The organism is Stenotrophomonas sp. X, assembly GCF_055721025.1.
Genome location: NZ_CM146756.1, coordinates 1,407,646 through 1,434,217 on the forward strand (window position 1 = coordinate 1,407,646; position 26,572 = coordinate 1,434,217).

General features: G+C 67.4%; 21 protein-coding genes and 1 tRNA gene. 14 read left to right on the forward strand and 8 right to left on the reverse strand.

What is annotated here, in order from left to right; translation table 11 throughout:
* Positions 1-3: 3 nt before the first annotated feature.
* Positions 4-753, reverse strand: coding sequence for a fimbrial biogenesis chaperone (locus ACZ75I_RS06405; RefSeq protein WP_472958840.1), 750 nt, complete (start codon positions 751-753; stop codon positions 4-6).
* Positions 753-1,283 carry a Csu type fimbrial protein gene (locus ACZ75I_RS06410; protein WP_242890218.1) on the reverse strand — a complete coding sequence of 177 codons (531 nt, stop codon included), beginning with the start codon at positions 1,281-1,283 and terminating at the stop codon, positions 753-755. The genes ACZ75I_RS06405 and ACZ75I_RS06410 overlap by 1 nt, the downstream gene beginning before the upstream one ends.
* A gap of 230 nt (positions 1,284-1,513) precedes the next feature.
* Here ACZ75I_RS06410 and map point away from each other — a divergent pair, with 230 nt between their 5' ends.
* From map to dapE, 6 genes are read left to right on the forward strand one after another with little or no spacing between them, the layout of a single operon-like run.
* Positions 1,514-2,299, forward strand: coding sequence for a type I methionyl aminopeptidase (gene map, locus ACZ75I_RS06415; RefSeq protein WP_032955117.1), 786 nt, complete (start codon positions 1,514-1,516; stop codon positions 2,297-2,299).
* A gap of 20 nt (positions 2,300-2,319) precedes the next feature.
* Complete coding sequence (locus tag ACZ75I_RS06420; RefSeq protein WP_472959047.1) at positions 2,320-4,929, forward strand: [protein-PII] uridylyltransferase; 2,610 nt, start codon at positions 2,320-2,322, stop codon at positions 4,927-4,929.
* Positions 4,929-6,008, forward strand: coding sequence for a 2,3,4,5-tetrahydropyridine-2,6-dicarboxylate N-succinyltransferase (gene dapD / locus ACZ75I_RS06425; RefSeq protein ID WP_472958841.1), 1,080 nt, complete (start codon positions 4,929-4,931; stop codon positions 6,006-6,008). The genes ACZ75I_RS06420 and dapD overlap by 1 nt, the downstream gene beginning before the upstream one ends.
* A 2-nt stretch (positions 6,009-6,010) precedes the next feature.
* Positions 6,011-6,877, forward strand: a complete 867-nt coding sequence (locus tag ACZ75I_RS06430; protein ID WP_472958842.1) for a hypothetical protein — start codon at positions 6,011-6,013, stop codon at positions 6,875-6,877.
* Between the two features lie 31 nt (positions 6,878-6,908).
* A complete protein-coding gene (locus ACZ75I_RS06435; protein ID WP_172412123.1) occupies positions 6,909-7,280 on the forward strand; it encodes an arsenate reductase in 372 nt (123 codons plus the stop codon).
* Positions 7,277-8,404 (forward strand): succinyl-diaminopimelate desuccinylase, encoded by a 1,128-nt coding sequence (gene dapE, locus ACZ75I_RS06440; RefSeq protein WP_072166803.1) that lies wholly within the window; start codon positions 7,277-7,279, stop codon positions 8,402-8,404. Before ACZ75I_RS06435 ends, dapE begins: the two co-directional genes overlap by 4 nt.
* Positions 8,405-8,522: 118 nt before the next feature.
* Here the strand turns inward: dapE and ACZ75I_RS06445 are convergent, their stop codons facing one another.
* Positions 8,523-9,401: a tetratricopeptide repeat protein gene (locus tag ACZ75I_RS06445; RefSeq protein ID WP_346476567.1), complete on the reverse strand. Its 879-nt coding sequence runs from the start codon at positions 9,399-9,401 to the stop codon at positions 8,523-8,525.
* 342 nt (positions 9,402-9,743) lie between these two features.
* Here ACZ75I_RS06445 and asnB point away from each other — a divergent pair, with 342 nt between their 5' ends.
* Together asnB and ACZ75I_RS06455 are read left to right on the forward strand one after the other, a co-directional pair.
* Positions 9,744-11,435, forward strand: coding sequence for an asparagine synthase B (asnB, locus tag ACZ75I_RS06450; protein ID WP_472958843.1), 1,692 nt, complete (start codon positions 9,744-9,746; stop codon positions 11,433-11,435).
* Between the two features lie 100 nt (positions 11,436-11,535).
* Positions 11,536-12,930: a cation:proton antiporter domain-containing protein gene (locus ACZ75I_RS06455; protein ID WP_472958844.1), complete on the forward strand. Its 1,395-nt coding sequence runs from the start codon at positions 11,536-11,538 to the stop codon at positions 12,928-12,930.
* Positions 12,931-13,053: 123 nt separating this feature from the next.
* On the opposite strand, the gene ACZ75I_RS06460 is transcribed toward ACZ75I_RS06455, so the two are convergent.
* A complete protein-coding gene (locus ACZ75I_RS06460) occupies positions 13,054-15,381 on the reverse strand; it encodes a penicillin acylase family protein (protein WP_472958845.1) in 2,328 nt (775 codons plus the stop codon).
* A gap of 123 nt (positions 15,382-15,504) precedes the next feature.
* On the opposite strand from ACZ75I_RS06460, the gene bfr reads away from it, so the two are divergent.
* The gene (gene bfr / locus ACZ75I_RS06465; protein WP_005415872.1) at positions 15,505-15,993 is read left to right on the forward strand and encodes a bacterioferritin; all 489 of its coding nucleotides are present in this window, start codon (positions 15,505-15,507) and stop codon (positions 15,991-15,993) included.
* Positions 15,994-16,421: 428 nt separating this feature from the next.
* Here the strand turns inward: bfr and parC are convergent, their stop codons facing one another.
* Complete coding sequence (gene parC / locus ACZ75I_RS06470; RefSeq protein ID WP_111127039.1) at positions 16,422-18,665, reverse strand: DNA topoisomerase IV subunit A; 2,244 nt, start codon at positions 18,663-18,665, stop codon at positions 16,422-16,424.
* A gap of 59 nt (positions 18,666-18,724) precedes the next feature.
* Complete coding sequence (locus tag ACZ75I_RS06475; RefSeq protein WP_472958846.1) at positions 18,725-19,606, reverse strand: helix-turn-helix domain-containing protein; 882 nt, start codon at positions 19,604-19,606, stop codon at positions 18,725-18,727.
* Positions 19,607-19,778: 172 nt separating this feature from the next.
* Between ACZ75I_RS06475 and emrR the strand changes: the two genes are divergently transcribed.
* The 4 genes from emrR to emrB are packed head-to-tail and all read left to right on the forward strand — an operon-like array spanning position 19,779 to position 24,502.
* Positions 19,779-20,222: a multidrug efflux system transcriptional regulator EmrR gene (gene emrR / locus ACZ75I_RS06480; RefSeq protein WP_005415875.1), complete on the forward strand. Its 444-nt coding sequence runs from the start codon at positions 19,779-19,781 to the stop codon at positions 20,220-20,222.
* Positions 20,219-21,712 (forward strand): multidrug efflux transporter outer membrane subunit EmrC, encoded by a 1,494-nt coding sequence (gene emrC, locus ACZ75I_RS06485; RefSeq protein ID WP_180870725.1) that lies wholly within the window; start codon positions 20,219-20,221, stop codon positions 21,710-21,712. Before emrR ends, emrC begins: the two co-directional genes overlap by 4 nt.
* An 11-nt stretch (positions 21,713-21,723) precedes the next feature.
* Complete coding sequence (gene emrA / locus ACZ75I_RS06490) at positions 21,724-22,905, forward strand: multidrug efflux MFS transporter periplasmic adaptor subunit EmrA (RefSeq protein ID WP_021204129.1); 1,182 nt, start codon at positions 21,724-21,726, stop codon at positions 22,903-22,905.
* A gap of 7 nt (positions 22,906-22,912) precedes the next feature.
* A complete protein-coding gene (gene emrB / locus ACZ75I_RS06495) occupies positions 22,913-24,502 on the forward strand; it encodes a multidrug efflux MFS transporter permease subunit EmrB (protein ID WP_065186080.1) in 1,590 nt (529 codons plus the stop codon).
* 157 nt (positions 24,503-24,659) lie between these two features.
* Here emrB and ACZ75I_RS06500 read toward each other — a convergent pair.
* Positions 24,660-24,744 (reverse strand) — tRNA-Leu (locus tag ACZ75I_RS06500).
* A 50-nt stretch (positions 24,745-24,794) separates the two neighbouring features.
* Entirely contained in the window at positions 24,795-25,694 is a 900-nt protein-coding gene (locus tag ACZ75I_RS06505) for a LysR family transcriptional regulator (RefSeq protein ID WP_472958847.1), read from the reverse strand.
* Positions 25,695-25,793: 99 nt separating this feature from the next.
* On the opposite strand from ACZ75I_RS06505, the gene ACZ75I_RS06510 reads away from it, so the two are divergent.
* A complete protein-coding gene (locus ACZ75I_RS06510) occupies positions 25,794-26,540 on the forward strand; it encodes a sulfite exporter TauE/SafE family protein (protein ID WP_346476571.1) in 747 nt (248 codons plus the stop codon).
* Positions 26,541-26,572: the final 32 nt, after the last annotated feature.

Here is a 26,572-nt window from a genome sequence, read left to right on the forward strand (position 1 = left end):
GCCTCAGCGAGCCGGTGGGGGCGACAGTGGCGTCTGTTCCGACTCGCCATTGAGCTTGGCCGTGATCTGGTCGTTGTCGCGGTCGATCACCGTGCGTTCGATCGGCCAGCGCATCACCTGACCGGGCAGTACGTAGCCCAGCAGTCCAGGATGGACGATGCGTGGGCGCGTGGCGCTGCCCAGCGCGAGATCGGCGATCTGAGCGTAACTGTTGCCCGAATTGGCTACTTCGACGCCGTTGCGGCCGTCCGCCAGCTTTACCAGCCGGGCCTGCAGCTGCGGCGCCAGCGTGCCGGCCGAGGGCTGCACGAACACCGGGATCGAATAGCGCAGGACGAACTGCATGCCACCCGCGCGGATGGCCAGGTCGGGCACCTCGTCAACGATCAGGCGGTAATGTTGCTGTGCCGCTGGCGGTTCCTTGTCCGCACGCATGACCCGCACCAGCTGCTGCTGTCCGGCGGCCAGTTCCTGCATCGGCGGAGTGGCCATCAACGCATCGGTGGGCAGCAGCTGTTCCTGGCCGTCCTGCTGCACCCAGCGGAACACGCGTACCTGCAGCTTCACCGGTGAGGTGCCGCTGTTGGTCAGCCACAATTCGCCGGCACGCTGGCGGGCTTCCAGCTGCAGGCTGGTCGGGGCCACCTGCAGGCTGGTGGCGCCGGCGGCCGCGATGGCAAGCAGGTACAGGGCGAGCAGCGCCACGCCGGTGGCGCGCCACGGGCGGGATCCGGCCATGCGGGCGTGCTCCATCAATAGGTGATCGTGGCGGTAACCGTATCCAGGTAGCTACCGGCGGCCGGGTTGTTGGTGCTCAGGTTCAGGATCTGGCCGTAGACGATGTAGGGCACGGCCAGGCCGGTGCCGATGCCGGCCTGGGTGTTGGTGCCGGTTGTGGCGCCCCAGACCAGGGTATGTGCGGCATCCTGGTAGAGCTGGTAGCCGACATAGTTGTTGGCGGTCACCGCCGCATTGGTGTTCTTCATCCGGCGGGTGGTGACGTCATTGGCGGTGCTGGCGTTGGCACCTGCATTCAGTGAAATCGTGTACGGGGTCAGTGCCGAGCACTGGGCGGTGACCGTGCCCTGGCCCAAGGTGGGGGTCGCCGTGGTCGAAGCGGCGGTACCGAAGTCGACGTTGGTGGCCGCCGCCGCGGTGATGGTGCAGGCCTTGGTGACCACCAGGGTGACATTGAAGGTGGTGGTATCGGCGGCCAGTGCCGGGCTGGACAGCAGGAACCCGGCCACGGCCCATGCCAGCGGGGATCGAACTGGGGATCGCATGAACAACCTCCCTGACCCGAAGGTCCGTTGAACAAGGCGAAGACGGCACGTTCGGTGCCGCTTTGACGACGGTGGATCCAGCTTAGGAGGCGTAAGTGTCTGTAATCCGTGATAATTAGGCAGACGAAAAAGCGGAGGCCATCACGCTTTCACTTTCCTTGCCGGAACCGTGCATGACCCGGATCGGCAGTTGGGTGGCGTTCGTTCAGATTGCGGCCGGATCGGCGATAATGGGTGCCATGAGCGTGAATCTGAAAACCCCGCAGGAAATCGAGATGATGCGCATCGCCGGCCGCCTGGCCAGCGAAGTGCTCGACATCGTCACCCCCCACGTCAAGCCCGGTGTCACCACCGAGGAACTGGACCGCATCTGCCACGACCACATCGTGAACGTGCAGGGCGCGATTCCGGCCAACGTCGGCTACCGCGGCTTCCCGAAGACCGTGTGCACCTCGGTCAACAATGTCATCTGCCACGGCATCCCCAGTGAAGGGAAGGTGCTCAAGGATGGCGACATCATCAACATCGACGTCACCGTCATCAAGGACGGCTGGCACGGCGACACCAGCCGCATGTACTTCGTCGGCACCCCGTCGGTGATGGCCCGCCGCCTGGTGGAAACCACGTACGAAGCCATGTGGCGCGGCATCCGCGCGGTGCGCCCGGGCGCCACCCTGGGCGACATCGGCCATGCCATCCAGAGCTATGCCGAAGGCGAGCGTTTCAGCGTGGTGCGCGAGTACTGCGGCCACGGCATCGGCAAGGTCTACCACGACGAGCCGCAGGTGGTGCATTACGGCCGCCCGGGCCAGGGCCTGGTGCTGCAGCCGGGCATGACCTTCACCATCGAGCCGATGATCAACGAGGGTACCCGCTACAACAAGGTGCTGCCGGATGGCTGGACCGTGGTGACCAAGGACCGCAAGCTGTCGGCACAGTGGGAGCACATGGTCGCGGTCACCGAGACCGGCGTCGACGTGCTGACGCTGTCGCCGGGCGAGTCGCAGGTTTCCTGACGATGCTGCCGGCGAGTTCGCTGCTGGACACGCCGGCCGCGTCGCTCAACGACCCGGACTGGGCTGCTGCCGCGCGCCAGGCGCTGCAGCAGGCCGACGCGCGCCTGTATCGCCGCTTCGACCAGGGCGACAACATCGAGCGCCTGCTGGCGCTGCGGGCGCGCGCGGCCGACCATCTGATCCGCCTGGCCTGGCAGCGTTGCCTGCCGGCCGACAGCGGCCTGTCGCTGTTCGCGGTCGGTGGCTATGGCCGGGGTGAACTGTTTCCGCGTTCGGACATCGACCTGCTGGTGTTCGGCGACCCGCCCGCACAACTGGCGCATGAAGCGGCATTGGCACGCCTGTTCGCGCTGCTGTGGGACTGCGGATTGGCGGTCAGCCATGCGGTGCGTTCTGCATTGCAGTGCCGCGAGGCGGCGGCTGACCAGACCGTGCTGACCGCGCTGATCGAGGCGCGTCCGATCCTGGCTGATGATGCAGCGCGCCGTGCGCTGCGCGAGGCCATCGACGACCGCGAGCTGTGGCCGGCGCGTGCCTTCTTCCTGGCCAAGCTGGAAGAGCTGCGCAACCGCCACCAGCGCTTCGGCGACACTGCCGACAACCTGGAACCGGATCTCAAGGATGGTCCCGGCGGCCTGCGCGATCTCAACACGCTGGGCTGGATGGCGCTGCGCGCCTTCGGCGTACGCGACCTGGAAGCGCTGGTCGGCCTGGGCCACCTGGGCGCCGACGAAGCGGCTGCGCTGAAGCGCGAGCGTGCGGTGCTGGCGCGGCTGCGCTTCGGCCTGCACCTGGTCGCGCGCCGCCCGGAAGAACGGTTGCGCTTCGATTACCAGAAGACCCTGGCCGCGCGCCTGGGCTTCGAAGACGATGCCGAGAATCTCGGTGTCGAGAAAATGATGCAGGGCTTCTACCGCGCCGCACTGGTGGTGCGCCGGATCAGCGACCGCCTGCTGCAGCGCTTCGAGGAGCAGTTCGATGGCGAGGCCCAGCCGGAACCGCTGACCGTAGGCTTCTCCCTGCGCCGCGGCTACCTGGCCGCCAACGAGGCCGACTGGCCGCGCGGTGACATCGGCCAGGTGTTCGCCCTGTTTTCCAGCTGGGCCAACAATCCACAGGTGCGAGGCCTGCATTCGCTGACCGCGCGCGCGCTGGCCGAAGCGCTGCCGTTGTTGCCGGCCTACGACCAGGCCGATGCCGATGCACGCGAGCAGTTCCTGTCCCTGCTGCGCGGCCAGCGTCCGGTCGACACGCTTTCGCGCATGGCGCGGCTGGGTGTGCTTGGCCAGTGGATCCCCGCGTTTGCCCAGGTCAGCGGGCGCATGCAGTTCGACCTGTTCCATGTCTATACGGTCGACCAGCACACGCTGATGGTCCTGCGCAATATCGGCCAGTTCGCCAGCAGCCGTGCCGACGAACGCTTCTCGATCGCGCACGAAGTGTGGCCCCGCCTGCGCAAGCCGGAACTGCTGCTGCTGGCCGGCCTGTTCCATGACATCGCCAAGGGCCGCGGCGGCGACCACTCGGAGCTGGGTGCGGTGGACGCGCGTGCGTTCTGCCAGGCGCATGCGCTCAGTGGCACCGATACCGAGCTGGTGGCATGGCTGGTCGAACAGCATCTGCGCATGTCGGTGACCGCGCAGAAGCAGGACATCGCCGATCCGGTGGTGATCCATCGCTTCGCCACTCTGGTCAGCAGCCGCGACCGCCTGGACTACCTGTACCTGCTGACCTGTGCCGACATCGCCGGCACCAGCCCGAAGCTGTGGAATGCCTGGAAGGACCGCCTGCTGGCCGACCTGTACTTCGCCACCCGGCGCGCGCTGCGCGAGGGGCTGGAGCATCCGGTACCGGCCGCCGAACGCGTGGCCGAGGCACGTGACAGCGTGCGCGCACTGGTGCGCGAGCAGGGTTACGACGACGCCACCATCGATCGCCAGTTCGCGGTGATGCCGGATGAGGGCTTCATTCGTCTGCGCCCCGAGCAGCTGGCCTGGCAGGCAGCGGCGCTGGTACCGGTGAAGCAGGGCCAGGCGCTGGTGAAGGTGCGCCGGATCAGTGTGGATGACCCGGCGCTGGAAGTGTTCGTGCACTCGCCCGACCGCGACGGCCTGTTCGCCGCGATCGTGATGACCCTGGACCGCAAGGGCTATGGCATTCACCGCGCACGCGTGCTGGACGGTCCGGCCGATACCATCTTCGATACCTTCGAAGTGAACCCGGCCGACACGTTTGCCGATGGCAGCAGTGCCAACCTGGAGGCGGCGCTGCGCGAGGCACTCAGTGGTGACCTGTCGCGCCTGCGGCCGTCGCGCCGTGTGGTACCGCGGCAACTGCGGCACTTCCGCTTCGCCCCGCGCATCGAGTTCCGCGACGAACCGGGCGCAACCCGTTTTGCCCTGGTCGCTCCCGACCGTCCCGGCCTGCTGGCCGACGTGGCGTTCGTGCTGCGCAACCAGGGCCTGCGCGTGCATGATGCGCGCATTGCCACGTTCGGCGAGCGCGCCGAAGACACCTTCGTGATCAGTGACGAACACGACCTCCCCCTGACTGAACCTGCCCGGCAGCAGCTGCATGACGCAATGCTGGCCTGCCTGGACCCTGATCGAAACGCCGGAGACCCTGCCTGATGGCCACCAAGCCCGCCAAGAAGACCGCCGCGCCCCCCAAGAGCGCAGCGGCCCGGAAACCTGCTGCAGCCGCACCGGCCGCAAAGAAGGCCACTGCGCCGAAGAAGGCCGCTGCGGTGAAGGCCCCGGCGAAGAAAACGGTTGCGGTCAAGCGTGCTGTGAAGAAGCCGGCCCCGGCCAAGAGCGCCGAAGCCGTCCGCGCCGAAACCATCGCCCGCAAGTCGCTGCGCAAGCCGTCGGCACCCGGCGTGGAAGAACTCAGGTTCGGCATCGAGAGCGCCTTCGAGCGCCGCGCCACCTTGACCCTGCATGAGCTGGAAGGCTCGACCAGGCCGCTGGTCAACCGCGTGATCGACGGTCTCGAGAGCGGTGAATTCCGCGTCGCCGAGCCGGACGGCCAGGGCGGCTGGAAGGTCAACGAGTGGCTGAAGAAGGCCGTGCTGCTGTATTTCCGCGTCAACGACATGGCGGTGGTCGATGCACGACCGGCACCGTTCTGGGACAAGGTCGAATCGCGCTTCGCCGGCTATGACGAAGCGAAGTTCCGCCGTGGCGGCGTGCGCGTGGTGCCCGGTGCGATCGCCCGCCGCGGCACGTACTTCGGCAAGGACGTAGTGCTGATGCCGAGCTTCACCAACATCGGCGCCTACGTCGGCGAAGGCACCATGGTCGACACCTGGGCCACCGTCGGTTCCTGCGCGCAGATCGGCCAGCACTGCCACCTGTCCGGCGGCGCCGGCATCGGCGGCGTACTGGAGCCGCTGCAGGCCAGCCCGACCATCATCGAGGACCACTGCTTCATCGGTGCGCGTTCGGAAGTGGTGGAAGGCGTGGTGGTCGGCCACCACAGCGTGATCGGCATGGGCGTGTTCCTCAGCCAGAGCACCCGCATCTACAACCGCGCCACCGGCGAGATCAGCTACGGCTACATCCCGCCCTACAGCGTGGTGGTGTCCGGCTCGCTGCCGAGCAAGGACGGCACCCACTCGCTGTACTGCGCGGTGATCGTCAAGCAGGTTGATGCCAAGACCCGCAGCAAGACCAGCGTCAACGACCTGCTGCGCGGCCTGGCCGACTGAAGGTGAGTGCGCCGGAGGACCTGGCGCAGTCCGCGATCTACCGGCATCCGTCCGACAACGCGCTCGGACGGATGCTGCCGCGCCTGCTGCACGCTCCGCGCTGGACCCGGTTGCGCCGGGCACTGTCGCGGCGCTGGCCGATGCCGGTGCTGGCCAGCGACGTGCGCGACGTGGTCTACGCGAGCTGGTGGGTCGATGTGCGCCATGCCCCGCCAGCGCCACCTGGCCATCACTACGTGGTCCATGCAGGACGCACGCCTTATACCGTTCTCAGCTATCGCCATGGCCATTTCGGGCCGGTGCTGGCGGGACCGTTGCGCTGCTTGATGCCGTCGCCAAGGCAGAGCAACTGGCGCTGGTACCTGCGCCGTGACGATGATCCAGGCGGGGCCCCGGTGGTGCTGTTCGATCGCAACGTGATGGACCAGCTGGCCTTCGTCGCCGGCGCGCGCGCTTTCAGCGATGCCATGCAGCCCCACCTGTCCACGCGCTTCGAGCATGTGGTGCGCGCCGATGGCGATGGGCACACCCTGATCGAAGGCGGGCAGGGCGGTGCGCCTGCGCTGCACCTGCAGTGGCGGGCCGCTGCGGGCTGGGAGGACGGGGCGTGGCGGGGGGCCTTCGGTGGCCATCAGGCCCTGCTGCGCTTCCTGACCTGCCAGGATGAGGCCGTTGCGCGCACCTGTGACCGGCGCTGGGCCAGCACCCGCATCGCGCTGCCGGTGGATGTCGACAGCCTGCAGCCGCTGCAGCTGGAAGGCGAACTGCAGTGCCCGCGCCTGCAGGCGATGGACGTGGCGCTGCACGAGGGGCTGGCCTTCCGGCTGCCAAGGGTACCGTTCCGGGTCGTGTCCGAGCGCCTGTTGTGAGATTCTGGGCCTCTGTTTTCCAGCATCACAGATGGCCATGAGCACCACTGTCTACGGTTTGAAGAACTGCGATACCTGCAAGAAGGCGACCAAGTGGCTGGACCGCTTCGGCGTGCCGTACACCTTCGTTGACTACCGCGACAACAAGCCGAGCCCGGAAACACTGCTGGCGTGGGCTGAGCAGCTGGGTGGCCTGGCCGCGATGGTCAACAGGTCCTCCACCACCTGGCGGCAGCTGCCGGACAACCGCAAGGCCGCCGATTCCGAGGCCGAATGGAAGCTGCTGCTGCGCGAGTACCCGCAGCTGATCAAGCGCCCGCTGGTGGTCACCGCCGACGGCACGGTCAGCCAGGGGTTCAGTGACAATGGCTTCAAGGCCCGCTTCGGCGTGGGTGACGCGTGAGCGCGGTCCTCGACCTGACCTGCGAGCTGATCGCACGGCCCTCGGTGACGCCCGATGATGCCGGCTGCCAGGCACTGCTGGCGGCACGCCTGAAGCAGGCCGGGTTCCAGTGCGACCACCTGCGGCTGGGTGAGGTCGACAACCTGTGGGCGACCCATGGCCAGGGCGCGCCGGTACTGGTGCTGCTGGGCCATACCGATGTGGTGCCGACGGGGCCGCGCGAGGCCTGGACCAGTGATCCTTTCACGCCGACGATCCGTGATGGCGTGCTGTATGGTCGCGGCACCGCCGACATGAAGGGCAGCGTGGCGGCGTTCGTGGTGGCGGCCGAGCAGTTCGTTGCCGCGCATCCCGATCACCCCGGCACGCTGGCGGTGCTGCTGACCAGCGACGAGGAGGGCGATGCCATCGATGGCGTGCGCCACGTCGCACGGCTGTTCGCCGAGCGCGGCCAACGCATCGACTGGTGCATCACCGGCGAGCCGTCGTCGACCGCGACGCTCGGTGACCTGCTGCGCGTGGGTCGTCGTGGCAGCCTGTCGGCCAAGCTGCGGGTGCAGGGCGTACAGGGCCATGTGGCGTACCCGGAGAAGGCACGCAATCCGATCCACCAAGCGGCGCCCGCCCTGGCCGAGTTGAGCGCACGGCGCTGGGATGACGGCTACGAGAGTTTCCCGCCGACCAGCCTGCAGGTCTCCAACATCCATGCCGGTACGGGCGCCAACAATGTGATTCCCGGCGAGCTCGAAGTGGATTTCAACATCCGCTACAACCCGCACTGGGATGCGCCGAAACTGGAAGCGGAGATCACCGCGCTGCTGGATCGGCATGCCCTGCAGTACACGCTGAAGTGGCATCGCAGCGGCGAGCCGTTCTACACCCCGGAAGGCACGCTGCGCGCCACTGCGCGTGCGGTGCTGGCCGAGCACATCGGCCGCGCACCGGAGGAAAGCACTGGCGGCGGCACGTCCGATGCCCGCTTCATCGCGCCATTGGGCGCGCAGTGCATCGAAGTGGGGCCGGTCAACGCCAGCATCCACCAGGTGGACGAGAACGTGCGCGTGGACGAACTGGAAGCGCTGCCCGGGCTGTACCAGCGGCTGGTGGAGCGGCTGCTGGTGTGAGGAGCGTGGGTGCCGACCGATGGTCGGCACGCCTCCCGGCGGCACTGCTTTCCTGTAGAGCCGAGCCGTGCTCGGCTGGTTTTTCCCGGCAGAAGCAGCCGAGCATGGCTCGGCTCTACTATTCCGAAAAGAGGAAGAACGGCGGCTCGACCGCCTTCTTCCAGTAACTCGGCGCGGCCATGTAGAAGTGCTGCGCTTCGGCCCTGGCGAACCAGTGCGCCGCCGCGTCGGTGTCCTTCTCCACGCCCGGCGCACCGCGGCCCAGCAGCAGCCCGGCGAAGTACTGGCCGAACACATTGCCCTTCGCACCGGCGCGCTGGTACAGCTGCAGCGCACGCGCAGGATCGCGTGGCAGGCCTATGCCCTTTTCCAGCAGCGCGCCCAGATCGACCTGTGCGTCGGCATCGCCACGCTCTGCGCGACGCTGGATCTGCGCAACCCGTGGATGCACGGTGTCACCCTGTGCGGCGACCGCATCCGGCCGTCGTGACGATGAACTCGGATAGCGCTCGTAGATCATTCCGCGCAGGTCCCAGCGCAGTGCCTGTTGCGCGTCGCCTTGCTGGCGATAGGCCTTGGCGAGTTCGTGGAACGCATAGGGATTGCCGTGGTAGGCGGCCGCCAGATAGGCACGTTCACCGCGTCGCCAGGACGCGCGCAGCACCGGTGCCGGGTTGATGTGGGGGCTGTCGGCATGGCGCAGCGTGCCCGAGATCCAGATCCTGCCCAGTGCTTCTTCCGCCCTGGTGTTGTGGAAGGTCCAGGGCGTGACCGCTGCGGCGCGCTCGTAGTAGTCGATGGCGCGCGGATCGTTGAAGCGCTCGAAGGTCTGCGCGGTATCAAAGGCACCCTCGAAGCTGCCGTCGGCGCCGCGTTGTTCCAGGCCCCGCAGCTGAGCCGGCGGCAGGGGCGACGGCCGGGGCAGGGTCTGGCAGGCGGCCAGGCCCAGGCAGAGCAGGGCGGCCAGCGCGGCGTTGCGTCCAGTGCGGTGTTGCATTTCCATTACACGTTTCACGGCGGGCCATTATGCGCGCCGGGGAGTGGTTGCCAACGCAACGGTTGCGCCGTGCCGGAAACCGGGGTAGGGTCGATGCCATGTCGATCCGCCTGGCCACCGCCGTCAATAACAACAACCGCAATAATCTGCGCGCGAATAATCGTGCGCGGCCGATGCGGGACTGCGCCCTGGGTAGATAGACAGCAACACACGCCCGGACACCAGAAAACCCGCATCGGTCGATGCGGGTTTTTTTGTGCCCGGGCGCGCAGCCCCACCCGGGCCTGGATGGCCGGTCGAACACCCTCCCACCCGTGAAATTCCCCCAACAGGAGCTCCCCCATGTGTTCGATCTTCGGAATCTTCGGCCTGCAGGCCGGTGACGATCTTCCGGCCCTGCGCCGCCATGCGCTGGAACTGTCGCAGCGCCAGCGCCACCGCGGCCCGGACTGGAGCGGCGTGTATCTTGACGAAGGTGCGCTGCTGGTCCACGAGCGGTTGGCCATCGTCGACCCGGCCGGCGGCTCGCAACCGCTGCTGTCGGCCGACGGCCAGCTGGCGCTGGCGGTCAACGGCGAGATCTACAACCACCAGCAACTGAAGGCCGCACTGACCACCGCCTATGACTTCCAGACCGGTTCGGACTGTGAAGTGATCAATGCGCTGTACCGCCAGGGCGCTTCGCCGGCTCAGTGGCTGGAGCAGCTCAATGGCATCTTCGCGTTCGCGCTGTGGGACCGTGGTGCCGGTCGTGTGCTGGTGGCGCGCGACCCGGTCGGCGTGGTGCCGCTGTACTGGGGCCACGATGCCCAGGGACGTCTGCGAGTGGCCTCGGAAATGAAGGCACTGGTCGATACCTGTGCCGACGTCGCCCAGTTCCCGCCGGGTCACTATTTCGACAGTGCCAGCGGTGAGCTGGTGCGCTACTACCAGCAGCCGTGGCGCGACTACGCTGAAGTGCAGGATCGCCAGGCCGATCTGGCCGAGCTGCGCAAGGCCTTCGAGCATGCGGTGGAACGCCAGCTGATGAGCGATGTGCCGTACGGCGTGCTGTTGTCTGGTGGCCTGGACTCGTCGCTGGTGGCGGCGGTGGCCGCGCGCTATGCACGCCGTCGCATCGAAGATGGGGGGCAGACCGAAGCCTGGTGGCCGCGCCTGCACTCGTTCGCGATCGGCTTGAAGGGCTCTCCCGATCTGGCCGCCGCTGCAATCGCCGCCGAAGCGCTGGGCACCGTGCATCACGGCTTCGAGTACACGTTCGAGGAGGGCCTTGATGCACTGCCGGAAGTGATCCGCCATATCGAGACCTACGACGTCACCACCATCCGCGCATCGACGCCGATGTTCCTGCTGGCACGGCGGATCAAGGCCATGGGGGTGAAGATGGTGCTTTCCGGCGAGGGCAGCGACGAGATCTTCGGTGGTTACCTGTACTTCCACAAGGCGCCGGATGCGCGTGAGTTCCACGACGAGCTGGTGCGCAAGCTCGACGCGCTGCACAACTACGACTGCCTGCGCGCCAACAAGTCGATGATGGCCTGGGGTGTGGAGCCGCGGGTGCCGTTCCTGGATCGCGAATTCCTCGATGTGGCGATGCGCTTCGACGCCGCGCACAAGATGGTCGGTGCAGGCTTTGGTAGCCGCCGCATCGAGAAGGCGGTGCTGCGCGAGGCGTTCGAAGGCTACCTGCCGGACAGCATCCTGTGGCGGCAGAAGGAGCAGTTCAGCGATGGCGTTGGCTATGGCTGGATCGACGGGCTGAAGGCGCATGCCGAAGCTCAGGTGAGCGACCGTGTGCTGGCAGCGGCCGACAAGCGCTTCCCGCACAACCCGCCGCAGACCAAGGAGGCCTACTACTACCGTCACCTGTTCGAGCAGTTCTTCCCGAGCCGTGCGGCCGCCGAGACCGTGCCGGGTGGCAAGTCCATCGCCTGCTCGTCGCCGGCGGCGATCGCGTGGGATGCCAGCTTCGCCGCTGCTGCAGATCCGTCGGGGCGCGCGATCGCTGGCGTGCACGAGCAGGCACTGGCGTAAGCCCCTAAAAGGGGACGGAGGGGGCCGGGGCGCTTGTGCCACTAACGACTTAATCCCCTCCGTCCCCTTTTTGTATGATCGCCCCCCTGCACATTGGGGAATGTTCATGGACGTACACAGCGGGGGCCCGGCGCCACCGACGAAGTGGGGATGGCGCTACCTGGCCTGGGCCGGGGTCCCGCTGCTGGCCGGCGTGCTGCTGGCCCGTTATGCCGGGCCGGCGGCGCCCGAGGCTGTTGCCCGCGCCACGGCCACGGCCACGGCCGAAGCCACCTGGGTGCAGCATCTGGCGTCCCCGCTGGGCCTGTTCCTGCTGCAACTGCTGGTGCTGTTGCTGGTGGCCAAGGGCGCAGGCGCGCTGCTCAAGCACTTTGGACAACCGGCGGTGATCGGCGAGATGGCCGCCGGCCTGATGATGGGCCCATTGATGCTCGGCAGCCTGTTGCCGCCGCTGCATGGAGCCCTGTTCCCGCCCAGCTCGCTGGGCCCGCTGGGCATGCTCAGCCAGTTGGGTGTGCTGATGTTCCTGCTGGTGGCCGGTGCCGAGCTGGACCTGGCGGCGCTGCGTGGACGCCGGCGTTTTGCCTTTACGGTCAGCCATGCCGGCATTGCGGTGCCGTTCGTGCTTGGCGTCGCCCTGGCGATCTGGCTGTACCCGCAGCACGGTCCGCAGGGCGTGGGCTTCACCGCATTCGCACTTTTCGTTGGCATATCGATGAGCATCACGGCCTTCCCTGTGTTGCTGCGCATCCTTGCCGACCGCGGTATCACGCAGGCGCCACTGGGGCAGACCGCGATTGCCTGCGCTGCATTGGGTGATGCCACCGCGTGGTGCCTGCTGGCGCTGATCGTGGCGGCTGCACAGGCCAGCGGATGGCTGCCGGCCAGCCTCAACCTGCTGTGCGTAGTCGCCTTCGTGGCGCTGATGCTGGGGCTGGTGAAGCCGTGGTTCGCCCGCCAGCAGATCGCGCCGGGTGGTGAGGGACGCTGGCTGCTCGGCATCCTGCTGCTGTCGCTGGCCAGTGCCCTGGTCACCGAGATGCTCGGCATCCATGCGCTGTTCGGTGCGTTCGCGGCTGGCGTGGCGGTGTCGTCAAATGTGCAGTTGCGCGAGCTGCTGATGGCGCGCGTCGAACCGTTCGCGGTGACGCTGCTGCTGCCGCTGTTCTTCGCCATGACCGGGCTGCGCATGCGCGCCGATACGCTGCAGGCCAGCGATGTCCTGTTGTGCGTGGTGGTGATCGCGGTAGCGACGACCGGCAAGCTGCTGGGTACCTTCAGTGCCGCACGCAGTGCCGGCATGCCCACCCGTGAGGCGTGGCGGCTGGGTGCACTGATGAACACCCGTGGCCTGATGGAGCTGATCGTGCTCAACCTGGGTTACGAACTTGGCCTGCTCGGTGACCGCCTGTTCGCGGTGCTGGTGATCATGGCGCTGGTGACAACGGCGATGACCGGGCCACTGTTGAACCTGATCGAGCGGCGTAGAAGCTGACCCGGTAGCGCCGCGCGGGCATTCTGTAGAGCCGAGCCCATGCTCGGCTCCGCGCCAGAAGCAGCCGAGCATGGGCTCGGCTCTACAGCGTGCAGCGCACCCTCGGGCATGTGGGTGCCGCCGTCAGCGCGCTGGCACCAGCGTCATGGTGTGCTGCGCCTTGCCCGGCAGGAACGGCGTCGGCCGCCCATGCACCCAGTCTTCGTGGCCGGCACCCCAGTAGGGCGACAGTGGATGCCCACTCTGGCCGCCGGGCATGTGCACGATGCCATCCGCCTCGTGGCCCGGTGAAACCACCATGCGCTCGGAAGCGCCGAAGTTCGGCGTCTGCACGCGCGGCATGTCGCGGTCGCCGGGCAGGCGGTCGGCCGGCATGCACAGCCAGCGTTTGGCGATGTCCGGCAGCGCCCGTGCGATGGGATGGCAGATCGCCGCGGTATTGCGTTCGCCCCAGCTGCGTTTGGCCAGCGGTCCCTGCCTGGTCAGCTCACTTTCGGTACGGCGTGCGGCGTCGATCAGCAGTGCATCCCAGCTGTCGAAGGCCGGTGGCAGCAGATTGGCCGGCCGCTGCTGCAGCATCGGCCAGGCCACGCCTTCCAGCTGCGCCAGTCGCGGCTCCAGATAGTCATCGCCCAGCTGCGCGTTGGCCGGTGCCAGCAGTGCATCGGACAGTGTTGCCATCACCTGCGTACGGAACTCACGCACCACCCGGTAGCTGACCGAGCTGGCCGAGGCACGGCCGTCCCATTGATGGCTGGCCTCCTTCATGCGCTTCAGTGCAGGGTCGTCACTGCGTTCGATGACGTCGTGCAGCAGCGCCCACCAGCGCTGCAGGAACACCGCGCGATCGTCGAGCTGGATCGCCAGCAGGTCGTGTTCATCGAAGCGCTCCTGGATCGCCAGCAGGTCGCGGATCTGCCGCGCGCGGGCGCCAAGGTCATAGCCGCCGTTGCCGGCCTGGGCCAGTGCCTCGCCGTCGAGGACGCGGCCGTTGGCGGTCCACAGGCGATGGTTGGGTGGATCGATCAATGCCGGCGAGGCATCGCTGCGGATCGGCCAGGGGGCGCAGTCCTGGTTGTGGGCGGCGTTGAAGCCGGCCGGCGCGCAGCCCGGACCGCGATCCGGGCGGGCGCCGATCAGGCGCCAGGCGATGCGTCCGGTGCGGTCGCCGACCACCAGGTTCTGTGCGGGAATGCCGGCGTGGTCGGCGAACTGCAGGGCCGCGTCCAGGTCACCGGCGCGGGCCAGGTCACCGAAGTCCAGGCGCACCGCACCGGGCAGCTGGGCGACCCAGCGCAGCGCGTCGCCGCTGCCATCGGCATGCGTGTGCAGGATCGGTCCCCAGGCGGTTTCGCGTACCGGGAACAGCACATCCGCCCGGCCGGCCACCGCAATCCGTTCTTCATGCACCGTCACTGCGGCATTGGCCGGTTCGGTGCGGTAGTCCGCCGTGTCGATGTAGCTGTTGGTGAACCCCCAGGCGACGTGCCCGTTGCTGCCGACGATCACGGCCGGAAGGCCCGGCAGCGAGAAGCCGGTGACGTCGACCTGGCCGCCAGCGGCCTGCGGGTCGGGATAGCGCAGGCGCACGCGGAACCACAGGCTGGGTGCGCGCAGGCCAAGGTGCATGTCGTCGGCAACAATGGCGCGGCCGTCGGCGGTGAGCGCACCGGCCACCGCGAAGTTGTTGCTGCCGACGGCGTCGGCTTCTTCCTGCCCGGTGCCCGGCGTTCCCTTCAGCGTGCGCAGGTCCAGCTGGCTGGCATCGGGCAGCGTGGCGTTGCCGGTCGGTTCGCCGAACAGCGGTGCATCCCATTCAGTGCCGCCGTGGGCGATCAGTGCGTACAGCGCCGACGGCACCACCGCGCGGATGCGGCTCAGCGCAAGCTCGGTCTGGTTGCCGGGATCCTGCAGGTCGGCGTACATGGCCAGCCCGGTCAGCACGCTGTCGCTGGCCTGCCAGGGCTGCGGTGACTGCCGCAGCAGCAGATAGGCCCACGGGCGCACGGAGAGATCGGCCAGGCCCTTGTTGACGCCATCCACGTAGGCGCGCACGGACGCGCCGTTGTCGCCCAGTGCGGCCTGCAGATTCGCCTCGGTGCGTGCTCGCAGCCGGTGCACGCGCATGCGCTTGTCGGCGTCGATGGCCTTCGGCCCGAACAGCGCCGACAGCTCGCCAGCGGCACTGCGGCGCATCAGGTCCATCTCGAAATAGCGCTCCTGCGCATGCACGCGGCCCAGCGCGCGCATCGCATCGGTCTGGCTGCCGGCCGTGATGGTGACCACGCCCAGCGCATCGCGCTCGATGGTGACCGGCTTGGCCAGGCCCGGCAGTGGATGCTCGCCGTCCAGGTCGGCCAGGCTGCCGCGCAGCAGCAGCCACAGGACCAGTGCGGTGATCAGCACGATGGCGATCACTACGCCCAGCATCCAACGCCATGTACGTCGCATCGCACGTCCTTTCCGAACTCGTGGGCCGATTGTAGCCGCAGGCGCAACTGCGACTGATTCCGATTAGATCACCGTATTCTGAAATGCGGCACCCTATGCCGCATCGATTCACAGGAGCCCCCCATGAAAGGCAACCCGGACGTCATCGCCTGCCTGAAGGAACTGCTGCGCGGCGAGCTCGCTGCCCGCGACCAGTACTTCATCCATTCCCGCCGCTACGAGGATCAGGGCCTGTTCGCACTGTACGAGCGCCTGAACCACGAGATGGAAGAGGAAACCCAGCACGCCGATGCGCTGCTGCGTCGGATCCTGTTCCTGGGGGGCGATCCAGACATGCGTCCGCATGCCACGGAGCCGGGCAAAACCGTCGAAGAGATGCTGCAGAAGGATCTCGACACTGAATACGCCGTTCGGAACAATCTGGCCGCCGGCATGAAGCTGTGCGAGGAGAAGGGCGACTACGTGAGCCGCGACATCCTGCTGGCGCAGCTGAAGGACACCGAAGAAGACCATGCCTGGTGGCTGGAACAGCAGCTGGGCCTGATCAAGCGCATCGGCCTGGAGCTGTACCAGCTGAGCAAGATCGACGGCAGCGGCGCCCCGGCGCACTGAGCCGGCACCGCTTTTTGTAGAGCCGAGCCAATGCTCGGCTGCGTTCCGGTAGCGCCGACCGCTGGTCGGCTGCTTTTCGGTAAAGCAGCCGACGGGAGCAAAGAGCAACCGACCAGCGGTCGGCTCTACCGGAAGTACAGCGTTCTGTCGCCCGCCAGCACCGGAGCACGGCCAGCCAGCTTTCGCCCGCCAGCCGCTCCACCGCCCGCCAGCCGACAACGAAAAAGCCGGGGAATGCCCCGGCTTTTTCGTGTCCGGGGTCAGATCCGTTTTCGACGAAAACGGCTCTGATCCCATTGGCTTGGCAATTGCCAACCGAGGTTGGCGTGTACCGGGGTAATGCGTGTCAACCAAGGTTGACACCTGCCAGGGGCGGTGTCCGGGGTCAGAGCCCTTTCCGGTGGAAAGGGATCCGACCCCGGTGCTCCTCACTCCACCGACAACCCTTCCACCTTCTGCCAGCCGCGCGGCAGCAGGTGGCCGCGGGTGGCGCGGGCGCCGAGGTAGGCGTCGAGCTCGTTGAACTTCAGCCCCATCGTGCGCTGGCCACTGCGCACCTGCAGGGTCTGCCCCGGGCTGATCGCCACGATGGCGACCACGCGTTCGGTGGCGAGCTTGGCCTTCGGGATCTCGATGATCTTGTTGCCCTTGCCCTTGTCCAGTTCCGGCAGGTCGTTGGCGGCGATCGCCAGCAGGTTGCCGGAGCTGGTCACTGCCACGATGCGGTCGGTGGCGACGTTGGCCACTGCCGACGGGGTCAGCACCGACGAACCGGCCGACAGGTTCAGCATCGCCTTGCCGGCCTTGTTGCGGCCGATCAGGTTCTCGAAGCGGGTGACGAAGCCATAACCGTGGCTGGAGGCCAGCACGAAGCGGGTGTCCGGCTCGGCGCTGGCCAGGGTCACGAAGCTGGTGCCCGGTGCCGGCGAGAAGCGGCCGGTCAGCGGTTCACCATTGCCACGCGCGGAGGGCAAGGTGTGCACCGGCGTCGAGTAGGCGCGGCCCTCGCTGTCGAGGAACGCGACCTGCTGGGTGCTGCGTGCGCGCACCGCGCCCTGCAGTCCGTCGCCTTCACGGTAGGACAGGGCAGATGCATCGACGTCGTGGCCCTTGGCGGCACGGATCCAGCCCTTCTCCGACAGCACCACGGTCATCGGCTCGCTCGGCACCAGCTCGGTCTCGTCGATGGCCTGCGCCGCCTGACGCTGCACCAGCGGCGAACGGCGTGCGTCGCCGAACTTCCTGGCGTCGGCGGTCAGTTCATCGCGGATCAGCTTCTTCAGCTTGGCCTTGCTGTCGAGGATGCCGAGGATCTTCTCGCGCTCCTTGGCCAGCTCGTCCTGCTCGCCGCGGATCTTCATCTCCTCCAGGCGGGCCAGCTGCTTCAGCTTGGTTTCCAGGATGTACTCGGCCTGTTCCTCGGACAGGCCGAAGCGCGCGATCAGCGCCGCCTTCGGTTCGTCCTCGGTACGGATGATGTGGATCACCTCGTCCAGGTTGAGGAAGGCGACCAGCAGGCCTTCCAGCAGGTGCAGGCGGCGCTCGACCTTCTGCAGGCGGTGCTGCAGGCGGCGGGTGACGGTGTTGCTGCGGAAGGTCAGCCATTCGCTGAGCAGCATTTTCAGGTTCTTCACCTGAGGACGGCCGTCCAGCCCGATCACGTTGAGATTGACGCGGTAGCTGCGCTCCAGGTCCGTGGTAGCGAACAGGTGGCCCATCAGCTGGTCGGCGTCGACCCGGTTCGAACGCGGCACCAGCACCACGCGCACCGGGTTGGCGTGGTCGGATTCATCGCGGATGTCTTCCAGCCACGGCAGCTTCTTGGCGCGCATCTGTGCGGCGATCTGCTCGATCACCTTCGACGGCGACACCTGGAACGGCAGCGCCGTGATCACGATGTTGCTGGCTTCCTTGGTGAAAGTCGCGCGTGCACGCACGCTGCCGTTGCCGGTCTCGTAGATGTTGCGCAGGTCATTGGCCGCGGTGATGATCTCGGCGCTGGACGGGTAGTCCGGGCCCTGCACGTGTTCGCACAGATCGCGCACGGTGGCGTCGGGGTTGTCCAGCAGGTGCAGCAGCGCGCTGACGATCTCGTTGAGATTGTGCGGCGGCACGTCGGTGGCCATGCCCACGGCGATGCCGGTGGTGCCGTTGAGCAGCAGGTGCGGCAGCCGCGCCGGCATCCAGGTCGGCTCCTGCAGGGTGCCGTCGAAGTTCGGTGCCCAGTCGGTGGTGCCCTGGCCCAGTTCGCCCAGCAGCACTTCGGCGATCGGGGTCAGCTTGGATTCGGTGTAACGCATCGCCGCGAACGACTTCGGGTCGTCACTGGAGCCGAAGTTGCCCTGGCCCTCGATCAGCGGGTAGCGGTACGAGAACGGCTGCGCCATCAGCACGAGTGCTTCGTAGCATGCACTGTCGCCGTGCGGGTGGTACTTACCGATGACGTCACCGACGGTGCGCGCGGACTTCTTCGGCTTGGACGCGGCATTCAGGCCCAGCTCGCTCATCGAATAGATGATGCGGCGCTGCACCGGCTTCAGGCCGTCGCCGATGAACGGCAGGGCACGGTCCAGGACCACGTACATCGAGTAGTCGAGGTAGGCGCGTTCGGCGTACTCGCGCAGCGGCAGTTGTTCGAATCCGTGGAACACGGGGCGGGCAAGTTCGGTCATGCGGCGTTGTTACCTATGTCGGGAGGCGGCGACGGTGGTCGCCGCTCGCAATCCTGTGATTATCCGGATGCGGCGGGGGATGCCAAGCCGCGCGCAGGGTCCAGCCCGGTTTCCAGGCCGTGGCCGGCCCGCGCCAGGTAGCGCCCCGGTGGCAGCCCGAAGTGGCGGCGGAACACGGTGACGAAGGCGCTGGCGCTGCTGAAGCCCAGTGCGTGGGCGATGTCGGCGACGCTGCGGCCATCGGTCAACTGGCGCAGGGCTTCGGAGAGCCGGGCCTGCTGCCGCCACTGGGCGAAGCTGAGCGTGGTCTCGTCGCGGAAGTGGCGGGTCAGGCTGCGCGGTGACAGGCCGGCCCAGTGCGCCCATTCGGCCAGGCTGCGTTCGTCGGACGGGTCGGCCAGCAGCTGCGAGGCGATCTTCAGCAGGCGCCGGTCATGCGGCATCGGCAAGTGCATGCGCTGGCGTGGCGCTGTGCGGATCTCGTCCACCAGCACCTCGATGATGTGCTGGCGTTCGGAGGTGGTGTCGTAGCCCGGTGGCCAGTCACAGATGCGGTCGGCGAGCGCCTGCGCCAGCTTGGACAGGCCCAGCACGCAGGGATCGGAGGGCAGGGTGGCACAGACCGGGGCCGCCAGCGCCATGCCCCAGCCACGCAGGGGTCCGTCGAGGGTGACCGTGTGCGGCTCCAGCGGCGGCATCCAGCCGGCCGAGCCCGGCGCCAGCGACCAGGTGCCGTGCGAGGTACGGGTGGTCAGCAGGCCGCGCTCGACGCAGATCAGCTGCGCGCGCTGGTGATGATGCCAATCCACCTCACGGACCAGCCCTTGCGGGCTGTCGAAACGGAAACCGACCACCGGGGGACCGTCGTTGCGCTCGAACCAGTCCAGTGCTTCGTCTCTGAGCAGGCGTTTGGGAGTAGAGATTTCTGCCTTGTTCATCATGTCTGCTGGCTGAAATGTGTCATCCATTGGCTGAATTGTACTACCGGGCCACCTGACCAGGTCATTAAGGTAGGCGCCGTCACTGATCCAGCCCACTGCTGCAACACAGCATTCGATGCCAGATCGAATATTTCCATTGAGAAATATTTTTTTTGGAAGAGAATGCTCCCCCATGATCTGTCCTGCAACCACTCCCCCCAGCTTCGGCCTGCTGCTGCGCCAGGTGCGCGACGGCCTGGTCCGCCAACTCGACGCGTCCATGGCTGAAGAAGATCTGGGCATCGGCTTCACCCACTACATCGGGTTGAAGGTGCTTTCGAACATGGCGCCGTGCACCGCCAACGAACTGGCCCAGGCCATCGATCAGGTGCCCAGCGCGGTGACCCGGCTGCTGGACAAGCTCGAAGCGCTGGGCTGCGTCCGCCGCGAACCACATGCGCAGGACCGGCGGGCATTGCAGATCGTGCTGACCGACGAAGGCCGCGCGCTGTGGGCGCGCCTGAAGCTGCGTGGCGACGCGGTGATGGATTACGCCCTGCGTGATCTTTCCGCCGACGAGCGCACGCTGCTGCTGTCCCTCCTTACCCGAATCCGCGATTCCCTGACGACCCCATGAACCCGATCCCGCATTCCACTCTCCGCCGGTCCGGGCGCGCGCTGCTGGTGTCAGCGCTGGCCCTGGCCCTGGCCGCCTGCGCCAGCAGTCGTGGCCTCAACCCGCAGGGCCACGTGCTTGACGTGGACAGCCTGCACAGCGAACGCACCCTGGCCGACACCGACCTGAGCGCCACCGGCTTCCCGGCGCAGGACTGGTGGAAGGCGCTGGGCGATGCGCAGCTGGACGCGCTGGTCGCCGAGGGGCTGGCCGGCCACCCGAGCCTGGACGCCGCCGACGCGCGCCTGCGCCAGGCCCAGGCCCAGGTCGGCACCGCACGTGCCGATGAGCTGCCCAGCCTGTCGGTGTCCGGTGGCTATACCGGGCTGCGCCTGCCCGAATCGATGGTCGGCAGCGAGATGGGTGGCCGTTACGGCGGCAGCAGCCAGGTCGCCTTCGACTTCAGCTACGGCGTTGACCTGTGGGGCGGCAAGCGCGCCGCCTGGGAAGCCGCCGTGGATGGCGCGCATGCGGCCACCGTCGAGGCGCAGGCGGCACGCCTGAACCTGTCCACCGGCATCACCCAGGCCTACGCCGACCTGGCCTACGCCTGGCAGCTCAACGATGTGGCCGAGGAAGAGCTGGCCCGTTCGCAGAAGTCGCTGGAACTGACCCGCCAGCGCCGCCGCGCCGGCATCGACAGCGATCTGCAGGTGCGCCAGGCCGAGGCCCGCGTACCGGCCGCGCAGCAGCAGGTACAGGCCGCACAGCAGCGGATCGACGCGGCCCGCACCGCACTGGCCGCGCTGGTCGGCAAGGGCCCGGACCGTGGCCTGTCGATCCAGCGCCCGCAGCCGTTGAACCCGGTGGCGCTGCAGCTGCCGGGCGTGCTGCCCAGCGAACTGCTCGGCCGTCGCCCCGACATCGTCGCCGCACGCTGGCGCGTGGAAGCGGCCGACAAGCAGATCAAGGTCGCCAAGACCAAGTTCTACCCGAGCTTCAACCTGACCGCGCTGGCCGGCGTGGTCGCCCCGAACGTGGGCGACCTGCTGAAGAGCAGCTCCACCTTTGCCTATATCGGCCCGGCGCTGAGCCTGCCGATCTTCGAGGGCGGCAAGCTGCGCGCCAACCTGGCCAATACCGATGCGCAGTACGACCTGGCGGTGGCCAACTACAACCAGACCGTGCTCGACGCACTGCGGGACGTCGCCGACCAGGTCAACGCGGTGCGCTCGCTGGCACAGCAGGCGCAGTCGCAGCAGCAGGCGGTGGACACCGCACGCGCTGCCTTCGACCTGGCCCAGCAGCGCTACCGCGCCGGCATCGGCAGCTACCTGGACGTGCTGACCGCGCAGTCCACCCTGCTGCAGTCGCAGCAGCAGCTGGCCGGCCTGCAGTCGCAGCAGGTGCAGTCCTCGGTGCGCCTGAGCAAGGCGCTGGGCGGTGGTTTCCAGCCCACTGACGCCGACCGCGCACCGATCGCCTCCCATTCCGATTCCTCGCATTCCTGAAGATCTCCGACATGAGCCAGACCCAAGACACCGCGGCCCCGGCCGCCCCCAACCGCCGCGGCAACCTGCTGCGCGGCCTGTTCGTGATCGTCGTGCTGCTGCTTGCCGCTTTGGCGCTGTGGTACTTCATGTTCGGCCGTTGGTTCGAAGAGACCGACGATGCCTACGTGCAGGGCAACCAGGTGCAGATCACCCCGCTGGTGGCCGGCACCGTGGTCGCCATCAATGCCGATGACGGCATGCGCGTGGAGCGCGGCCAGCTGCTGGTGCAGCTGGACCCGTCCGACACCGCAGTGGCGCTGCAGCAGGCCGAAGCCAACCTGGCCAAGACCGTGCGCCAGACCCGCGGCCTGTACCGCAGCGTAGAAGGCGCGCAGGCGGACCTGAACGCCCGCCAGGTGACCCTGAAGCGCGTGCGCGAAGACTACGCCCGCCGCAAGGACCTGGCCGCCACCGGCGCCATCTCCAACGAAGAACTGGCCCACGCCCGCGACGAGCTGGCCGCGGCCGAAGCGGCCGTGGCCGGTTCGCGCGAGACCGTCGAGCGCAACCGCGCGCTGGTTGACGACACCGTGATCGCCACCCAGCCGGACGTGCAGGCCGCCGCTGCGCAGCTGCGCCAGGCCTTCCTCAACAATGCCCGCGCCGGCATCGTTGCACCGGTCTCCGGCTACGTCGCCCGTCGTTCGGTGCAGGTCGGCCAGCGCGTGCAGCCGGGCAATGCCCTGATGGCCGTGGTGCCGACCGAGCAGATGTGGGTCGAGGCCAACTTCAAGGAAACCCAGCTGCGCCACATGCGCCTGGGCCAGGAAGTGGAGCTGAAGTCGGACCTGTACGCCGGCGACGTGAAGTACAAGGGGCGCATCCAGAGCCTGGGCCTGGGCACCGGCTCGGCGTTCTCGCTGCTGCCGGCACAGAACGCCAGCGGCAACTGGATCAAGATCGTGCAGCGCGTACCGGTGCGCATCGCCATCGATGCCAAGCAGCTGGCCGAGCACCCGCTGCGCATCGGCCTGTCGATGAAGGCCGAAGTGAGCCTGCGCGACCAGAAGGGCGAAGTGCTGCCGAGCACCCCGGCCAAGGGCACGGTGTTCGACACCGACGTGTATGCCAAGCAGCTGCATGATGCCGACGAGGTGATCCACACGATCATCCAGGGCAACCTGCCGCAGCAGCAGGCGAAGGTGGGCTGAGGTCGCCATGTCCGCACAAGCTCCAGCCGCGCCCGGCGCTCCGGGCGCACCGGCGGCGCCGGCTGCGGCCTCCGGGTTCCTGCCGCCCAGCGTCGCCCTGTGCACCGTAGGCCTGGCGATGGCGTCGTTCATGCAGGTGCTCGACACCACCATCGCCAACGTCTCGCTGCCGACCATCGCCGGCAACCTCGGCGCCAGTTCGCAGCAGGCGACCTGGGTCATCACCTCGTTTGCGGTCAGCACAGCCATCGCGCTGCCGCTGACCGGCTGGCTCAGCCGCCGTTTCGGCGAACGCAAACTGTTCGTCTGGGCCACCCTGGCCTTCGTCATCACTTCGCTGTTGTGCGGCCTTGCGCAGAGCATGGGCATGCTGGTGGTGTCGCGTGCGCTGCAGGGCTTCGTGGCCGGCCCGATGTACCCGATCACGCAGTCGCTGCTGGTCTCGATCTATCCACGTGAGAAGCGCGGGCAGGCATTGGCACTGCTGGCGATGATCACGGTGGTGGCGCCGATCTGCGGCCCGATCCTCGGTGGCTGGATCACCGACAACTACAGCTGGGAATGGATCTTCCTGATCAACGTGCCACTGGGCATCTTCGCCGCGCTGGTGGTGGGCAACCAGCTGAAGGGACGCCCGGAGCAGATCGAGAAGCCGAAGATGGACTACGTCGGCCTGATCACGCTGGTGATTGGTGTCGGCGCGCTGCAGCTGGTGCTCGACCTGGGCAACGACGAGGACTGGTTCTCGTCGATGAAGATCGTGGTGCTGGCCTGCGTGGCGGTGGTGACGCTGACGGTGTTCCTGATCTGGGAACTGACCGACAAGGATCCGATCGTCGACCTGAAGCTGTTCCGGCACCGCAACTTCCGTGCCGGCACGCTGGCGATGGTGGTGGCCTATGCGGCGTTCTTCAGCGTGGCGCTGCTGATTCCGCAGTGGCTGCAGCGTGACATGGGCTACACCGCGATCTGGGCAGGCCTGGCGACCGCGCCGATCGGCATCCTGCCGGTGATCATGACGCCGTTCGTGGGCAAGTATGCGTCGCGCTTCGACATGCGGATGCTGGCCACCGTGGCCTTCATCGTGCTGTCGATGACCAGCTTCCTGCGCTCGAACTTCAACCTGCAGGTGGACTACATGCACGTGGCCGGCGTGCAGCTGATCATGGGCATTGGCGTGGCGCTGTTCTTCATGCCGGTGCTGCAGATCCTGCTGTCGGACCTGGATGGGCGCGAGATCGCGGCGGGCTCCGGCCTGGCGACGTTCCTGCGCACGCTGGGCGGCAGCTTCGCGGCCTCGCTGACGACGTGGCTGTGGGCGCGGCGTACCCAGGTGCACCATGCCGACCTGACCGAGCACATCTCGGCCTATCAGCCGGGCATGCAGGAGCAGGTCACGGCAATGGGGCAGGGCGACCTGCAACATGGCGCGGCGGTACTGAACAACATGATCAACCACCAGGCATCGCAGATGGGTTTCAACGACATCTTCTTCCTGCTGGGCTGGATCTTCCTGGCGATCATCACCTTCCTGTGGCTGGCCAAGCCGCCGTTCGGCGCCGGCGCGGGTGCGGCGTCCGCGGGCGGTGGGCATTGATCGACCATTGGCGTTGAAACGCAGAAAACCCCGCCGCAAGGCGGGGTTTTTCTTTTGGTAGATCCACGCCATGCGTGGATGGATCCCGGGGTCGTGTGGGTTCCCGAATTCCGGAAACGAAAAAACCCGCTTTCGCGGGTTTGATCATCTTGAGTCGTGGTGCCCAGGAGAGGACTCGAACCTCCACGGTTTTACCCGCTAGTACCTGAAACTAGTGCGTCTACCAATTCCGCCACCTGGGCGACTCAGGAGAGGAATTGTGCGGCACGGCAGAGAGTGTGTCAACAACATTTCACACTTTTTTCTGCGGTTGCACGCCCAGGTGGTGCAGCAGGCTGCGCATCGACGGTGACAGCTGCGCCCATCCGGCGAAACAGGCGCACAGGCGGCGCTGTGCCCACGCATCGGCAAGCGGCACCGCAACCGTATGCGTACTGCGTCGATGCTGGCGCGCGATGCTCCGCGGCACGATGCCGACACCGATGCCGTAGCCGACCATGATGCAGACACCCTCGAAGGTTTTCATGCGGATGCGCACATCCAGGCGGCGCCCGATGTCGCGGGCCTGGTCTTCGATGTAGATCTGAAGCGCGTTGCCATCGGCGAGGGCAACGAAGGTCTCGCCGGCGGCATCGGCGAAGGTCACGCTGCGCAGTGATGCAAACCGGTGATCGGCAGGCAGCAGCATCACCAGCGGATCTTCGGCCACCACATGCTGCTGCAGGCCGGTGGCGTCGACCGCATCACTGATGATGCCGGCCTCGGCCTGGCCAGCGCTGATTGCACGCACGACTTCGGGGCTGGTGCGTTCCAGCAGTTCGACGTGCAGGCGGGGTCGTTCGGCCAACCACGGTGCGAGCCGCGGGGGCAGGTAGCTGGTCAGTGCTGCGGTGTTGGCATACAGATGCAGGGTGCCGCGCGCCCCCTGCGCGAATGCCTGCAGTTCGCCGCGCAGCTGCGCCTGCTGTTGCAGGATCAGGCGTGCATGGTGGGCGAGGGCGGCGCCGGCTTCAGTCAGGCTGACGCCACGTGGATGCCGGTTCAGCAGCGGGGTGCCGGCATCGGCTTCGATCGTGCGCAGGCGTTCGCTGGCCGAACCCAGGGCCAGGTTCGCCTGCACTGCACCGGCCGTGATGCTGCCCGCCTCGGCAATCGCCAGGAACAGCCGCAGGTCGGCAATGTCCATCCGCATGTGATGCCCTCATCGCAACGCCCGAGCCTTCGGGTCAGCCGAAGGGTGGGCCGGGAAGACCGCATTGTGCGCCGGGCGACGGCCCGATCCAATGAAGGCATGAATGAATCGATGTACTTCTATGGGTTGCTGGTGGTGGTGTTCGTGCTGGCCGGCGTGGTCAAGGGCGTGACGGGCATGGGGCTGCCGACGGTGGCGATGGGCCTGCTCGGTGGCGCGCTGTCGCCGGTGGCGGCGGCGTCGATGCTGTTCATCCCGACCTTCGTCACCAATGCGTGGCAGCTGCTGTCCGGGCCGTCACTGGGCCACATCGTGCGGCGCCTGTGGCCGATGATGCTGGCCGTGGTGGTGGTGACGCTGGGTTCGGCAGCGCTGCTGGTGCGGGTCGATCGCACTGGGTCGCGCGTTGCCCTGGGCCTGGCGCTGGTGGTCTATGCGGCCTATGCGCTGCTTGCGCCGGTGTTCCGCGTGCCGCAGCGGCGCGAGCGTTGGCTGGGGCCGCTGGTGGGGGCGTTGTCCGGCGTAGTGACCGGCGCCACCGGCGTGTTCGTGATGCCGGCCGTGCCGTACCTGCAGTCGCTGGGGTTGCAGCGCGAAGAGTTGGTGCAGGCGCTCGGGTTGGCGTTCACCGTGTCGACGATTTCGCTGACCACCGGCCTGGTGCTGCACGGTGCGTTCGGCATCCAGCAGCTGGGGCTGAGTGCACTGGCGGTGCTGCCGGCGCTGCTGGGCATGTGGTTGGGGCAGGTGATCCGGCAGCGCATCAGCGCACGGGTGTTTCGGGCGTGCTTCCTTGGCTTCCTGCTGCTGCTCGGCCTGGAGCTGGTGCTGCGGCCATTGTTCTGATGCCAAATTCCCGGCATGAAAAAACCCGCTTT

Coding starts and splice junctions, on each gene's coding strand:
- ACZ75I_RS06405 (WP_472958840.1), bottom strand. CDS start 753: ATGGAGCACGCCCGCATGGCCGGATCCCGCCCGTGGCGCGCCACCGGC.
- ACZ75I_RS06410 (WP_242890218.1), bottom strand. CDS start 1,283: ATGCGATCCCCAGTTCGATCCCCGCTGGCATGGGCCGTGGCCGGGTTC.
- map (WP_032955117.1), top strand. CDS start 1,514: ATGGGTGCCATGAGCGTGAATCTGAAAACCCCGCAGGAAATCGAGATG.
- dapD (WP_472958841.1), top strand. CDS start 4,929: ATGGCCACCAAGCCCGCCAAGAAGACCGCCGCGCCCCCCAAGAGCGCA.
- ACZ75I_RS06435 (WP_172412123.1), top strand. CDS start 6,909: ATGGCCATGAGCACCACTGTCTACGGTTTGAAGAACTGCGATACCTGC.
- ACZ75I_RS06445 (WP_346476567.1), bottom strand. CDS start 9,401: ATGCAACACCGCACTGGACGCAACGCCGCGCTGGCCGCCCTGCTCTGC.
- asnB (WP_472958843.1), top strand. CDS start 9,744: ATGTGTTCGATCTTCGGAATCTTCGGCCTGCAGGCCGGTGACGATCTT.
- ACZ75I_RS06455 (WP_472958844.1), top strand. CDS start 11,536: ATGTTCATGGACGTACACAGCGGGGGCCCGGCGCCACCGACGAAGTGG.
- ACZ75I_RS06460 (WP_472958845.1), bottom strand. CDS start 15,381: ATGCGACGTACATGGCGTTGGATGCTGGGCGTAGTGATCGCCATCGTG.
- bfr (WP_005415872.1), top strand. CDS start 15,505: ATGAAAGGCAACCCGGACGTCATCGCCTGCCTGAAGGAACTGCTGCGC.
- parC (WP_111127039.1), bottom strand. CDS start 18,665: ATGACCGAACTTGCCCGCCCCGTGTTCCACGGATTCGAACAACTGCCG.
- ACZ75I_RS06475 (WP_472958846.1), bottom strand. CDS start 19,606: ATGATGAACAAGGCAGAAATCTCTACTCCCAAACGCCTGCTCAGAGAC.
- emrR (WP_005415875.1), top strand. CDS start 19,779: ATGATCTGTCCTGCAACCACTCCCCCCAGCTTCGGCCTGCTGCTGCGC.
- emrC (WP_180870725.1), top strand. CDS start 20,219: ATGAACCCGATCCCGCATTCCACTCTCCGCCGGTCCGGGCGCGCGCTG.
- emrA (WP_021204129.1), top strand. CDS start 21,724: ATGAGCCAGACCCAAGACACCGCGGCCCCGGCCGCCCCCAACCGCCGC.
- emrB (WP_065186080.1), top strand. CDS start 22,913: ATGTCCGCACAAGCTCCAGCCGCGCCCGGCGCTCCGGGCGCACCGGCG.
- ACZ75I_RS06505 (WP_472958847.1), bottom strand. CDS start 25,694: ATGCGGATGGACATTGCCGACCTGCGGCTGTTCCTGGCGATTGCCGAG.
- ACZ75I_RS06510 (WP_346476571.1), top strand. CDS start 25,794: ATGAATGAATCGATGTACTTCTATGGGTTGCTGGTGGTGGTGTTCGTG.